Source organism: Catenisphaera adipataccumulans (assembly GCF_014202755.1).
In the GTDB taxonomy this organism is placed as follows: Bacteria; Bacillota_I; Bacilli_A; order Erysipelotrichales; family Erysipelotrichaceae; genus Catenisphaera; species Catenisphaera adipataccumulans.
The window spans coordinates 40,339-54,663 of sequence record NZ_JACHHK010000001.1 but is presented as its reverse complement, the minus strand read 5'-3'; the positions used below and the strand labels follow the sequence as shown (position 1 = coordinate 54,663).

Below are 14,325 nucleotides of genomic sequence, written 5' to 3'. Positions count from 1 at the left end.
TTGAACGATTGGTCAAATATATTTTTGAAAATTTGGTTATATGGCCTTTTTTGTATGAATTTTGAGGTTTATTCACGTAAAATAATTGACTGATGGTCAGTTTTGTTTTATACTACCGTCGATATGAGGTGAAAGATATGGAGAAAATCTCGGATTTTATCGTGCGTTTCCGTAACCAGATCCTGGTATTGGCCATTCTGCTGCTGATCCCAAGCTATTTCGGTTATGTGAACACGAAGGTCAATTATGATTTACTGTCATATTTGCCGCAGAGCTCCGAGTCGATGAAGGCGCAGAAAATACTGGGCGATGATTTCAATCTAGCCAGTGTTGATTTTCTGGTCGTGAACGGCATGAAAGATAAAGATGTGGCGAAGCTGGAAGAGAAGATCCAGAAAATTGACGGTGTGGACGAAGTCTATTGGCGGGATGATGCGGTCGACATCACGATCCCGAAAGAGGCCCTGCCGCAGAAGGTGCAGGATGCGTTATATTCGGACGGTGCGACCATGATGATCATCACATTTAAGGAAGGGACATCATCGACGCGGACGATGGACGCGATCACACAGATCAAAAAAACAGCGTCAAAGGATTGTTACTTAGCGGGTACATCCGCAATCAGTGAAGATACAAAAGATATGGTCGACCGGGAGATGCCGGTCTTCAGTGCCATTGCGGTGGCGTTGGTCCTGGTGGTCCTGTGGCTGGGCCTGGAATCCAATTTTGCGCCGTTTGTATTCATGTTGGGCATCATGTTCCCAATTATCTACAACTTCGGCACCAACGTATTCCTCGGTCAGATTTCCTATATTACCAAGGCACTGGCGATGGTCCTGCAGCTGGCGGTCACGATGGATTATTCCATCTTCCTGCTGCATCGTTACCAAGAAGAAAAACAAAAGAATGATTCGAATGAGAAAGCGATGTCGAAAGCCATCCAGGCAACATTCGTTTCCATTTCCTCCAGTTCGATCACGACGATCGCCGGGTTCGTTGCTTTATGTGTCATGCAGCTGACACTGGGACGGGATATCGGTATCGTCATGGCCAAAGGGGTCGTGCTCGGTGTCGTTTCAACGATCATCGTTCTGCCGAGCCTGCTGATGATTTTCGATAAACAAATCGAACGCAGGAAGCATAAAGTGCTGATCCGTCCGATGACACGGCTGCCGCGTTGGGTCATCAACCATCGGAAACAGATCTTGATTGGTTTTATCTGCGTCATGATCCCGATGACGTACGCCCAGGCGAATACGAAAAAATACTACAATTTGATCGATAATATGCCGCAGAATTTCAACAGTATCATCGGCACCAATCAGCTGAAAGAAAAATTTCATATGACCACGACGCATTTCATCCTGGTCGATGACAGTGTGGAAGCCAAAGATATTGAAAAAATCTGTGATGAGATCGATGATGTCGACGGCATCCGGAACACGATCGCCTATGAACAAATCGTCGGTCCGGCGGTCTCCAATGCCTTTGAACCGGAAGCCGTCGAGAAGATCTTCCACAACGGTCACTATAAGCTGATCATTGCCAACAGTGACTACAAAGGTGCTACAAGCAAGGAAAACAAGCAGCTGGATCAAATTGATAAGATCATCAAGAAATACGATAAGAACGCGGTCATCGGCGGTGAAGGTGCGATGGAACGCGATCTGATCACAACGACGGATGTCGATTTCCAAGTGGTCAACGTCCTGTCGATCGTCCTGATCTTTATCATCATCGCATTTACCTTTAAATCATTCTCCCTGCCGATCATCTTGGTGCTGACCATTGAATTTGCGATCAATATCAATATGGGTATTCCATATTTTACCGGAACGGTGCTGCCGTTTATAGCCGGCATCGTCATCGGTACCATTCAGTTAGGCGCTACGGTCGATTATGCGATCCTGCTGACGACCCGGTTCCGTGAAGAACTGGAGAAGGGCAAGGAAGCCAAACGGGCCATTGGTTCGGCGATGAAGCATTCCAGTACGTCGATCATGACCAGCGGCTTCTCTTTCTTCGCTGCCTGCATTGGTGTGGCGGCCGTGGCGGACATGGACCTGCTGAAAAGCATGTGCTTCCTGCTGGCCCGCGGTGCATTGATCTCTGTTGCATGTATCTTGATCGTGCTGCCGTCGTTCCTGCTGACATTCCATAAATTTATTGAAAAAACCACAAAGAACTGGCCGAAAGCGGTCGTAGAGAAAGGAAGACTTGAAAATGTTGAAGAATAAATTCACGATGAAGATGAACAATAAATTGACCATGAAAAATACATTGAACATTGTGGGCAGTATTCTGGTTTCCACGACCATGGCCTCCAGTTTGTGTACCTGCCCGGTATTCGCCGATGAGACCACGAGCACGAGCCTGACGCAGAAAACCGAGACCGTCTATGCCAATATCGATTCCGACGGCACCCAGACCGGAAAAGTCGTCGACTCCAGCTGGCTCCACAATGACGACGGCATTCATAACATTTCTGAAAAACTGGATCTGACCAATGTCGAGAATGTCAAGACCGATGAAGAACCAACCGTCAAGGGCAAGACTTATACATGGAACGTCAGCGGCAACGATGTTTACTACCAAGGCGATGTGCATAAGGATCTGCCGATCGGTGTAAATATCACTTATGAGCTGGACGGCAAACAAATGACTGCCGAACAGATGGCCGGCAAGAGCGGTCATGTCAAAATTTCCGTATCGTTCACAAGCAAAGAGTCCGAGACCATTCAAGCCGGCGGCCGGAGCGTCGTCGTCCATCCGGCTTATTTAGCCGGCGGCGTGCTCAATTTAAAAACCGGAAACTACAGTAATGTCACATGCAATACGGGCAAGGTCATTGCGGATGGATCCAATCAGATTTTGACGTTTGCTTCGATCCCAGGCCTGCAGGATACATTGAATTCAGCTGGTTTAAGCGCCGTGTCGGATCAATTGAGTGCCTATGATGACTGTGTCATCGAAGCCGACTGCGAAAACTTTGATCTGGGCTCGATCATGATCGGTGTCACCAATGATTTCGATTTGAATAAGATCACTCAGGTCGACTCGATCAGTGATCTGGCCAGCAGTGTCGATAAGATCGTTGCAGCGCAGGATCAACTGACCGAAGGTGCCAGAGAATTGTATGAAGGTACTTCCGCGCTGCGTTCTGCAAGCCTGCCGCTGACAGGTGCATCCAGTTCTGTGATGCAGCTGGCCGATGCGCTGGTGACGCTGAACGATGGTACGCAGAGCTTACTATATGGTGTGAAGACATATACAAATGGTGTGGATCTGCTGGCGGCGAATACAAGTTCATTGTATGGTATCACGACCGCGCTGGATCAGATGCAGCAAGCGACTTCAACCAGTTTATTGGGCGGAGCGACCCAGCTGCAGAGCGGTCTGGATGCATTGAATCAGCAGCTGCAGAATGTGGATCCGGATAGTTTTGAGAAGCTGGATAAGCAGATCAAACAGAATAAGGAAACGCTGACAGCGATGCAGAAAACATTAAAAGATGATAAGGATTCTTTGAAAAGTCTTCAGTCCAGCTTGAGTGCCGCGTCAACGGCTTTAAGCAATTTGGAAAAAGATGAAACATTGACAAAAGAACTGAATCAGTTGAATAGTGATGTCCAAGATTTGAATTCAGATATTGATACCAACAACAGTACGGTAACGGCCGACAACGAAAAGATCAATAACGAAGTCAACAGCATCAACAATCAGATCAACACGATCAACAGTCAGATCAACAGTGCATACAGTACGGCTGATACTGCCTTGGCCAGTGCCGAGGAAGCGACCGATGATGAAACGGCCAAAGCGGCAATTGAAACCGCCCGTACCAATCTAAGCAATAACAAGCAGACGATCTCCACGATCAGTGCCGATGATCTGCAGCTGGAGGAACTGTCGAAACTGGATACATCGGCCGTCAGCAAAGATTTATCAACGCTGAGCACGACGATCTCGACATTGTCTACAACACTGAGTGGTTTAAATACACAGTTGACCGATGCGAAAACAAGTATGGATGATATGAATACAGATTTGAATAACGCCATTGATACATTGGATAAAATGGATCAAACCATCCAGGCATACCAAGCCAGCAGTACAGTCGACTATTCGGATGCCGTCAAACAACTGCAGACTTATGCAAAACAGCTGGATGAAGGCTCACAGCAGCTGACAGCCGGCATTCAGACGCTGAACACAAGCATGACAGAGGTTTCAACGCAGTCAAAAGCCGGTATTGATGCGATCAATGAGGGCACTTCGAAGCTCTCCAGCAATAGTTCCAGTCTAGTGAACGGTACGCAGCAGTTAGCAGACGGTACTTCGTCATTGGCAGCTGAACAAGAAACGCTCTATTCCATGGGCTCCGGACTGACGCAAGTCGGTACGGCGCTGGATCAGCTGAACAGCGGTGCAGCCGAACTGTACAGCGGTGAGCAGCAGTTCTCTGCCGAAGCGATGGCCCCTTTGAAAGAAATGGCTGACCTGACTTCCGAAGAAGTCACTGTGCTGACCGATACGTTCAACGGCATCAAGTCGATGACAAATGCCAACAGCGATTTTGCGGGTGCACCAACAGGGGCGGAATGCAAAGTCAACTTCGTACTGCAGACAAAATAAACAAAACCCGGTCCGCCGGGTTTTTTATCATTTGGTGTATAATGAGGAAAAAGGAGGAATGGATATGGATGTAAACACGGTCATGGAAAAACGCCGAAGCATTCGAAAATATAAGGAAGGAACCATCTCGAAAGAAGAAATTACGGAAATGATCCGGGCTGCGAATCTGGCACCGTCCTGGAAAAATTCCCAGTGCCCACGCTATTATGTCGTATACAGTGAGGACATGAAAGAGAAGCTTCGCACCGAAGTTCTGCTCAATCACAACCCCGCAAACTGTGTGAATGCGGTTTGTTACTTTGTGATGACATTTGAAAAAGGTCTGGCCGGTTTCTCCCGCGACGGATCACAGGACAATGAATTAGGAGATGCCTGGGGTTTCTACGATCTGGGACTGGCCAGTGAGAACCTGCTGCTCAAAGCGGAGGATATGGGCTATGGCACGCTGGTGATGGGCATTCGTGATGCCGATGCCTGCCGTAAACTGCTTGCCATCCCGGAAAATGAAGTAGTGACCGCTGTGATTTCGGTCGGGATCCCGGATATTGATCCAGCCATGCCGAAACGCAAGACCGTCGATGAAATCACGAAGTGGTTTTAATGGAGCGGACGGAAGCATTGACCGCATTCCTGAAAGCCTCTGGTTATACGGTCGAAAACAATGACAGGGAACTGGTCGTTTCTGTCGATGATAATGAGTTTCATATTTCCAAAGCAAAAATTTCATCGGTTCTGGATCAGATCGATGAGCAGGTTTTTAACATTCTGTTAGAAAACGATACGCAGAAATATTGGAAAGATGTGGAAGCTTTATTTGGAATGCCAAAAGACTAAAAATGATGGTTGACGGTTCAACTAAAGTTTGTTAAAGTGTGAGTATCTTATATGACTGACGGTATTGTGGAGCCTACCACATGGGAGTATAAGAAAGTAAAGAGCCGACCGTCTGGGCTGATAAGACCCGGACGGTCGTTTTTTTGTCCCTCCGGGTCAACCAGGAGGAAAAGAAATGAAAGAACAATGGAAAAGTTTTAAAGGCACAAAGTGGCAGGAAGAAGTCGATGTACGTGATTTTATTCAGAACAACTACACACCGTATGACGGCGATGAGAGCTTCTTAGCCGGACCGACCGATGCGACCAATCAATTATGGGCCCAGCTGCAGGAACTGCAGAAAGAAGAACGCCGCAAGGGCGGTGTCCTGGACATGGAAACAGAGGTCGTTTCCGGCATTACGGCCTATCCAGCTGCTTATATGGACAAAGACTTGGAACAAATCGTCGGTCTGCAGACGGACAAACCGCTGAAGCGTGCTTTCATGCCGTACGGCGGTATTCGCATGAGCGAAGAAGCCTGTGAAACGTACGGCTATCAACCAAGCGAAAAGATCCACGAAATCTTTACGAAATACCACAAGACCCACAATGACGCTGTTTTCCAGGTATATACCCCGGAAATGAAGAAATGCCGTCACAATAAGATCTTGACCGGTCTGCCGGATACGTACGGCCGCGGCCGCATCGTCGGTGATTATCGCCGGGTGGCATTGTACGGTATTGACTATTTGATCGCACAGAAACAAAAAGATTTTACCAATACGACAGATCGGATGATGAACGAAGAAATCATTCGTCTGCGTGAAGAAATTGCGGAGCAGATCAAAGCCCTGAAACAAATGAAGGAAATGGCTGCAGATTATGGTTTTGATATCAGTAAACCGGCGGCCAATGCGAAAGAAGCGGTGCAGTGGCTCTATTTCGGCTATCTGGCAGCGATCAAGACACAAAATGGGGCGGCGATGAGCGTCGGCCGTATCTCTACCTTCCTGGATATTTATATGGAACGGGATCTGAAAGCAGGCGTACTGACTGAAACCGAAGCACAGGAACTGATCGATCATATCACGATGAAATTCCGCATGGTCAAATTTGCGCGGATCCCAAGCTACAATCAGCTGTTTTCCGGCGATCCGGTCTGGGCAACGGTCGATGTAGCCGGACTGGGCAGCGACGGCCGCCATCAGGTGACTAAGACATGTTTCCGTTTCCTGCATACACTGGAAAATATGGGACCGAGCCCGGAACCAAATTTAACTGTATTGTATTCCGATCGGCTGCCGGAAACCTTCAAACGCTATGCGGCAAAGATCTCTGTCAAAACCTCAAGCATCCAGTATGAAAACGATGATGTGATGCGTCCGGTATGGGGCGATGACTACAGCGTATGCTGCTGCGTCAGCGCCACTCAGACAGGAAAGGAGATGCAGTTCTTCGGGGCACGTGCCAACTTGGCAAAATGTCTGCTTTATGCGATCAACGGCGGTATCGATGAGAAGACCGGCGAACAGGTCGGCCCGGCTTATCGTCCGATCACATCCGAGTATCTGGATTATGATGAAGTGATGCAGGCGTATGATCGGATGATGGACTGGCTGGCTGACATTTATGTCAATACGCTGAATGCGATCCAGTATATGCATGATAAATATTATTATGAAGCGGCCCAGATGGCCTTGATCGATACCGATGTCCGCCGGACCTTTGCGACCGGCATTGCCGGCTTCTCGCATGTGACAGATTCCTTATCAGCGATCAAATATGCGAAAGTAAAAACCATCCGGGATGCGGACGGCATCGTCAAAGACTATGAGATCGAAGGAGACTTCCCGCGCTACGGCAACGATGACGACCGCGCCGATGAAATTGCGGTTTGGCTGCTGAAAACATTCATGACCAAGATCCGTAAGCATCCGACTTACCGCAACAGTGAACCGACCACATCCATTTTAACGATTACCTCCAACGTTGTTTACGGCAAGGCAACTGGTGCGCTGCCGGACGGCCGCAAGGCTGGCGAACCGCTTTCACCGGGAGCCAACCCAGCCTATGGAGCCGAGAAAAACGGCCTGCTGGCGTCTTTGAATTCCGTGGCCAAACTGCCGTATGAATACGCATTGGACGGCATTTCCAACACGCAGACGATGAATCCGAATGCATTGGGCCACAACGATGAAGAACGAGCAGACAATCTGGTCCGTGTGCTGGATGGATATTTTGTACAGGGCGCGCATCATTTGAATGTCAATGTGTTCGGTACCGAAAAACTAAAAGATGCGATGGAACATCCGGAAAAAGAAGAGTACCAAAACTTCACCATCCGGGTATCCGGCTATGCGGTGAAGTTCATCGATTTGACGCGGGAACAGCAGCTGGATGTCATTGCGAGAACGTGCCATGACCGCTTATAAAAAAGGCGCCGTCCACTCCATCGAGACCTTTGGCTCGGTGGATGGACCCGGCGTCCGTTATGTCATTTTCCTGCAAGGCTGTGTGATGCGCTGTGCGTTCTGCCATAATGCCGATACGTGGGAAAGAAAAGAAGCCGATCAGCCGGCCGATGAAGTGCTGCACAAAGCGCTTCGCTATCGTCCGTACTGGAAAAACGGCGGCGGTATCACCGTCAGCGGCGGGGAACCGCTTCTGCAGATCGACTTCCTGATTGATTTATTTACGCTGGCACATGAACAAGGTGTCCATACGGCTTTGGATACGAGCGGGCAGCCTTTTTCCCGAAAGGAACCATTTTTTTCCAAGATAAAGCAGCTGCTGGCCGTCACAGATCTGGTGCTTTTGGATCTCAAGCAGATCCGCAATGAGAAACATCGTGATCTGACCGGACATCCAAATACGAACATTCTTGATTTTGCACAGTATCTGTCCGAACAGAACGTGCCTGTCTGGATCCGGCATGTCACCGTGCCGGGCATCAATGACAGCGATGCGGAGCTGCAGGAACTTGGTCAGTTCATCAAGACGCTGCATAATGTCGAACGGATCGATGTGCTGCCATATCATACGCTGGGCGCTTATAAATGGAAAGAATTAGGACTGCCTTATCCGCTGGAAGGTGTACGGCCGGCCGGAGAAGAAGATGTCGAACGGGTAAAGGAAGCATTAAAAAAGGCTTGATCATCGATCAAGCCTCATTTTTTTATCTCAGCCATTTCCGCAGGAATGCATTGTACAAATCAATGAATCCCCAGTTATAGTAGGCATCACCGCTGTCGTACTGACCATTGGATTGATCCGTTGACTCATCCGTCGTGGTATCGGTCGTTGTGTCCGTTGAACCATCCGTGGTCGTGTCGGTGGTCGTATCGGTCGTGGTATCCGTTGTTGTATCGGTGGTCGTATCGGTGGTTGTCGAGCTGCGGTAGCACTGATCCGTCGAGGAATCGTAGGTTCCGCCGATGGAATCACAATACGATTCTACATCGTAGTCATATTTGCTGGACGATGAAGAACTTGAATCACCTTCCGACAGATACTTCGTTTCAATGTAGCCGCCTTTGTAGCTGGATACACCGTCCGTCTTCTTGATTTCTTCATAATCAGCGTATTTCTCACAGTAATCCAACAGATAATGCGTGATCTGGAACGCCTGCGTATACGAGGAAACGGAAGACGTCGGGATATAGTAGCCCATCTGCTGATACTGCTTGGTGTAGCCGGACCAGCAGGCGACGACATATTTGCTTGTGTAGCCCAATGACCATTCATCCTTGATGGCACCGGAAGGGATACCATACTGCAGACCGGCCGTGCCCCAGTCGGAGGTACCGGATTTACCATAAACCGGATAATCCGATTCCAGAATGTTGTTGAAGTTTTGATAACCGCCGTGAACGACGTCGTACAGTAAATAAGACATCATAAATGCTGCGTCATCGCTGATGACTTCTGTCGACGATGTATCAGTCGTCGTTCGTTTTTTATCGCTGCGTCGGATCGTGTAACGCACGGTATGCGCGTTGACACGGCTGCCGCCGTTGGCAAAGATCGAATAGGCATTGGCCTGCTGGATCGGGGACGCATACATATCGGAACCGCCGATCGCATACTGGGCATTGAAGTTCTCTGCGACATCATCATCATAGCCGAGCTTCTTACAGAAGTTGACCCAGTAATCGGTGCCTTTCTCATCGATCAGTTCCACCATGGCGGCTGCTGCCGGGGCGTTCTTAGAAACACCTAACGCATACTTCAGACTGATCCGGCCGGAGAAAGTTCCGTCTGAGTTATTGACATAAGAACCTGTTCCGAAATAGTCTTTCTTCTCATCGACGACCGTATGTTCCGTTGACCATCCAAGCAAGTCGAAGGTCGAACAGTAAGCCAGCAGCGGTTTCATACTGGAACCTGGCTGCTTACGGTCAGTCGAGTTATCCACTTTCACCGAATCGGTATGATATCGTCGTCCTGGTCCGACCGCAATGATCTCACCGTTGGAATTGTCCTCGACCGCGAAACCGACATCGAAGGCATCATTCGGGAAGTCGATGATATCGCCGTTGCAGATCTTATCTGCCTGTTTCTGCACTTTGGTATTGAGGCAGGTGTAGATATCCATCGGAATGACCGTCGGATCCTGACCGGTCAGCGTTTTGACTTCTTCCAGCACCTGATCGATGTAGGCCTGGTTCGGGTCTTCCGACGTATCTTCGGTATATTTCAGACTGAATTCCAGCTTTTGGTTCGATGCCAGATCATATTCTTCCTGCGTGATATAGCCATGCTGCTTCATCAGCTTCAGTGTCGTATTCCTTCGGTTGGTCGCCGCGGCCAGGTGGTCTGTTTCGGTATCATATTTATTGGCCATTGGATTATATGTACCTGGCGCATTGACCGCGCCGGCCAGGAAGGCGGCTTCCTCCAAATTCAGCTGTGAGACTTTCTTATTAAAGTAGTATTCTGAAGCTTTCTCGATGCCGCGGGTATTGTTGCCGGAACCGAACCATATTCGATTGACATAATTTTCGAAGATCTGTTCCTTGGTCAAGCTTTGTTCCGCAACCAGCGACAAATAAATTTCCTGGATCTTCAGACGCACCTGATCGAACGTGCTTTCCGATCCTTTTTCATTGATGATCTTCTGCTCCTGGTTTTTCGTAAATGCATTATCGATCATCTGCATCGTCAAAGTCGAACCGCCCTGCGCAAAAGAACCGGAACGCAGGTTGGCCATGGCGGCCGCAAGAAAACGCGGCAGGTCAAATCCGTTATGATCAAAATAGCGCGAGTCTTCGATGGATAAGAACGCATCAATCACGCTCTGCGGAATTTCATCGTAGGATACATCATCGCGAATTTCATCGCCGACTTCATAAACCAGCTTGCCGTTTGTGTCGTAAATGCGCGTTGAAGAAGCAGTGGTCAGCCCATCTTCCGAAAAACGCATACCTTCCGGGTCGTTGATGACGTTGACCAGGACAAAGAACACGGTGATGCAGGCAATCAGAAACAGTGAAAGAATCACGATCGCGATCCGGTTCCATATATCCAGGCGCCGGTGTTTCACTCGCGGCGGCCGGGCAGACTTATTTGTTTTACGTGCCATAGGGGCTCCTCCTTAAGAAAAATAAAGTTTGTCCACGACCTTCAGATATTGAAGCCGCGGTTGATATCCTTCTTTTATTATATGACCGTTTTCACGAAACCAATCATACGGAATCGATTCCCGTTTGATGGTCTCTATTTTCTCAATTAATAACGGTGCATCTACCAGATAGGTTTCGTTGTGTGATGTGAAGCGGATGATAAAAAAACCAATTCCGCCATGGAATTTCACTTTTTTCAAATGTTCGATTTGATGCGGATGGATCAGGTAGATCGGAAAACTGGTTTTATTTTTTGTTTCCTTTGCTTCAAAATCGATATATTTTCCGCGGTAAACACCGTTGTAATCCGTTGTGGAAGGGGTACGGTAGTATGCTTCGACGATCTTGGCGCGGCGGCGTTCCGGATAGTCCACACGCACGACCTGGACCGGCGTCGGTTTCTTGTAGATCAGCGCATAATCGCCGGCACGATAGAACTTGTTGGATTCGTTAATTTCGTTTTCAAGGTTCATGCCGCGGCCGCTGTGAAAGTCCTGTATATTCGATACTTTTCGGCTTTTTACAGCAGTCGGATACTTAATCGTACTCATCGGAATAATTATATATGAATTCATGCGAACAATCAAATTGGTGTTGATTTTTTGACTTAAACAAGTCATAATACTGAATAGTATTGGGGGAATAGACCATGGCAAATAATATGAACCTGACCGCTCAGGATATTTATGAAAAAGAATTCCATGTCGATCTGAAGGGCTATGCGCCGGAAGAAGTCGACGAATATTTGGATCAAGTCATCGAGGATTATCAGAACTATGATGATGAACTGGAAAGCCGCAATCAGGCGATCCTGCGTTATGAAGAAAAGATCAAAGAACTGCAGAAGCAGATCTTTACATTAAATAATGAAAATAAAAAATTACAGGAAAAATTAAAAGCTGGATACATCGAAGCACCGAATACCGATCAGGTCGATATCCTGAAACGTCTGTCCCGTCTGGAGGCAGCGGTCTTCGGCAATCAGGGCACGTACAATGGCCGCCGGGGTTACCGGCAGAAGAAGCCGTATTCGAAGAACCACTCGAATCAGCGCCGCGACAATGCGCCGCATACGGAATCCGCAAAACCGCAGGAAAACTAATTCCGAAAACGCAGTCGCTGGCTTTTGCCAGAGGAAAGTCCATGCTCGCACGGTCTGCGATGACCGTAGTGTTTGTGCCGGACGAAGTCATAAGTCCGGGCAGCGTAAGCTGACGGCAGTTCTGATCCTAAGGGAAACTAAGGAAGCGAACTTGAAAGTGCCACAGAGACGAGCCGGCTGTGAAAACAGCCGGGTGGAACGGGTAAACCCCGCAAGCGAGAAACCCAAATTTGGTAGGGGAGCCGGTCGGAATGAATTGAAAGGAAGACTGGATAACTTCGGTTATAGATAAATGGCTGCTAGTTACAGAACATGGCTTATGAATTCGGAAATGAGGCAAGGGTTTGTCCCTTGCCTGTTTTTAAATGAGAGGAGATGATCGGACATGAAAGAAGATCCCTACAGTCACGATTTTTTTATTGCCGCGATCATCGAAGGAAGTGTTTCCTTCGATTAAAGGAGGAAACCTATGATTGAATTTTATAAAACGACCGATATTGGAACGATCAAGATTTCTGAGCCGGAAACAGGCTGCTGGATCAATGTCATCGCTCCGACCGAAAATGAACGTAACTATCTGATCGATACGATCGGTGTGCTGCCGGAATTCGTGAAATCTTCACTGGACCCGGAAGAAAGCTCACATATTGACTTTGATGATGAACTGCATCAAACTTTGGTCATTGTCGATTACCCGAGCTTGGACAACAAACGCAGTGAACCGAATATCTATGAATATTTTACGTATCCGCTGGGCATCGTGATCATCAAAGGCTTTGTGGTCACGATCAGCTTGTATGAAAGCTGGACCATTTCGGAGTTGATGCGCGGTCAGTTCAAGGGAATCGACACGCGGCTGAAGACCCGTTTTACGTTGATGATCCTGCTGCGCATTTCACAGCGATTCTTGTTATGCCTGCGGGAAATTGATCAGCTGACCAACCGGATCGAAAATCAATTACTGGAGCAGGTGCGCAATAAAGAACTGCTGCAGCTGCTGGACCTGGAAAAATCTCTGGTTTATTTTTCAACTTCACTGAAATCTGATGAAGCGACGCTGAACCGGATCCGCCGGGGCAAGGCTATTAAATTATACGAAGAAGACGACGATCTGCTGGAAGATATCTTGATCGAGATCCGGCAGGGCGTTGAGATGTGTTCCATCTATTCGGGTATTTTATCGGGCATGCGCGATGCCTTCAGCAGTGTCATCAACAACAATATGAATGATGTCATGAAGTTTTTATCGATCATCACGATCATCATGTCCATTCCGAATATTATTTTTGCGTTCTATGGCATGAACGTCAAACTGCCGGTGCCGTATGTTTGGTTCCCGACGTTGGTCTGCTTGATCAGCTGTATCATTGCCTGGATCGTATTTTCGCGCAACAAACGATTTAAATGAACGACGTAAGTCGTTTTTTTTGTCAGAAAAAAACGCAAGTTTCCTTGCGTTATGCGTTTCTTCGAATGACCGGTGCCAGTGCTCTATATAACAGCGGCACCAGAATGATGCAGACGATCAATGTCGCCAAGTTGTACCAGGCATTATAGGATAAGGAATATAACCAAGCTGCAGAAGTGCCGGCAACGGAACCTTCCGGCGGCCAATAGTAAACACCGCTTAATACGGTGCTGGCATATTTCAGGATCATTGCGATCGTCACGCCGCCGTACAGACGGACCTTTTCGTTCTTAGACGGGCACAATGCGGAAGCCGCACCGCAGACGAGCACAGGAATAATATAATCCAGCAAATACTGCATTGGATTTAAGAACCAGTTGTTGAAGCCGAAAATAAAGCCCAGCAGCCATGCCAGCAAGCCGACAATGATGCCGTTTTTCCATCCTAGGTGATACGAAGCGATGAAGATCGCCAAATATTCCAGCTCGATGGAACCGCCCTGCGGCATCTGCAGAAATGGAATCATCTGCGACGCATACTTTAATACAACGGATAACGCGGCATATAATGCCAAATACGTGATCCATCTGATCTGATTTTGATTTTTCATAAAAAAACACCTCCAAATTAGGTGCGTAAAGAGAATACTAAGATTTTCAGAACTCCCTACGCTAGCATTACCTAGATCAGGTCATAAGGGACAGCATGTGCATCTCAGCCCGAAGGCGCCCCTGTCTTGACAGT

General features: G+C 48.0%; 11 protein-coding genes, 1 other RNA gene and 2 riboswitches. Of the genes, 9 read left to right on the top strand and 3 right to left on the bottom strand.

What is annotated here, in order from left to right; translation table 11 throughout:
* The first annotated feature begins 137 nt into the window (after window positions 1-137).
* The 6 genes from HNQ47_RS00290 to pflA all read left to right on the top strand — a co-directional run bounded on the left by HNQ47_RS00290 (window position 138) and on the right by pflA (window position 8,603).
* Complete coding sequence (locus HNQ47_RS00290; protein WP_183326433.1) at window positions 138-2,237, top strand: efflux RND transporter permease subunit; 2,100 nt, start codon at window positions 138-140, stop codon at window positions 2,235-2,237.
* Window positions 2,224-4,635 carry a hypothetical protein gene (locus HNQ47_RS00285; protein ID WP_183326431.1) on the top strand — a complete coding sequence of 804 codons (2,412 nt, stop codon included), beginning with the start codon at window positions 2,224-2,226 and terminating at the stop codon, window positions 4,633-4,635. The genes HNQ47_RS00290 and HNQ47_RS00285 overlap by 14 nt, the downstream gene beginning before the upstream one ends.
* 64 nt (window positions 4,636-4,699) lie before the next feature.
* Complete coding sequence (locus tag HNQ47_RS00280) at window positions 4,700-5,236, top strand: nitroreductase family protein (protein WP_183326429.1); 537 nt, start codon at window positions 4,700-4,702, stop codon at window positions 5,234-5,236.
* Entirely contained in the window at window positions 5,236-5,469 is a 234-nt protein-coding gene (locus tag HNQ47_RS00275) for a hypothetical protein (RefSeq protein ID WP_183326427.1), read from the top strand. The genes HNQ47_RS00280 and HNQ47_RS00275 overlap by 1 nt, the downstream gene beginning before the upstream one ends.
* Before the next feature lie 41 nt (window positions 5,470-5,510).
* A riboswitch (ZMP/ZTP riboswitch) is annotated at window positions 5,511-5,594 on the top strand.
* 50 nt (window positions 5,595-5,644) lie between these two features.
* Complete coding sequence (gene pflB / locus HNQ47_RS00270; RefSeq protein ID WP_183326425.1) at window positions 5,645-7,882, top strand: formate C-acetyltransferase; 2,238 nt, start codon at window positions 5,645-5,647, stop codon at window positions 7,880-7,882.
* Window positions 7,848-8,603, top strand: coding sequence for a pyruvate formate-lyase-activating protein (pflA, locus tag HNQ47_RS00265; RefSeq protein WP_246345980.1), 756 nt, complete (start codon window positions 7,848-7,850; stop codon window positions 8,601-8,603). Before pflB ends, pflA begins: the two co-directional genes overlap by 35 nt.
* A gap of 22 nt (window positions 8,604-8,625) precedes the next feature.
* Here pflA and HNQ47_RS00260 read toward each other — a convergent pair whose 3' ends face one another.
* Both HNQ47_RS00260 and recU read right to left on the bottom strand, forming a co-directional pair.
* The gene (locus HNQ47_RS00260; protein WP_183326423.1) at window positions 8,626-11,031 is read right to left on the bottom strand and encodes a transglycosylase domain-containing protein; all 2,406 of its coding nucleotides are present in this window, start codon (window positions 11,029-11,031) and stop codon (window positions 8,626-8,628) included.
* 12 nt (window positions 11,032-11,043) lie between these two features.
* The gene (recU, locus tag HNQ47_RS00255; RefSeq protein ID WP_183326422.1) at window positions 11,044-11,622 is read right to left on the bottom strand and encodes a Holliday junction resolvase RecU; all 579 of its coding nucleotides are present in this window, start codon (window positions 11,620-11,622) and stop codon (window positions 11,044-11,046) included.
* Between the two features lie 98 nt (window positions 11,623-11,720).
* Here recU and gpsB point away from each other — a divergent pair, with 98 nt between their 5' ends.
* The 3 genes from gpsB to HNQ47_RS00240 all read left to right on the top strand — a co-directional run bounded on the left by gpsB (window position 11,721) and on the right by HNQ47_RS00240 (window position 13,581).
* Window positions 11,721-12,173, top strand: a complete 453-nt coding sequence (gene gpsB / locus HNQ47_RS00250) for a cell division regulator GpsB (protein WP_183326421.1) — start codon at window positions 11,721-11,723, stop codon at window positions 12,171-12,173.
* A 2-nt stretch (window positions 12,174-12,175) separates the two neighbouring features.
* Window positions 12,176-12,498, top strand: an RNA gene (rnpB, locus tag HNQ47_RS00245) — RNase P RNA component class B.
* Window positions 12,499-12,642: 144 nt separating this feature from the next.
* Window positions 12,643-13,581, top strand: coding sequence for a magnesium transporter CorA family protein (locus HNQ47_RS00240; protein ID WP_183326419.1), 939 nt, complete (start codon window positions 12,643-12,645; stop codon window positions 13,579-13,581).
* 49 nt (window positions 13,582-13,630) lie between these two features.
* Here HNQ47_RS00240 and HNQ47_RS00235 read toward each other — a convergent pair whose 3' ends face one another.
* Window positions 13,631-14,191 (bottom strand): energy-coupled thiamine transporter ThiT, encoded by a 561-nt coding sequence (locus HNQ47_RS00235; RefSeq protein WP_183326417.1) that lies wholly within the window; start codon window positions 14,189-14,191, stop codon window positions 13,631-13,633.
* 36 nt (window positions 14,192-14,227) lie between these two features.
* A riboswitch (TPP riboswitch) is annotated at window positions 14,228-14,324 on the bottom strand.
* Window position 14,325: the final 1 nt, after the last annotated feature.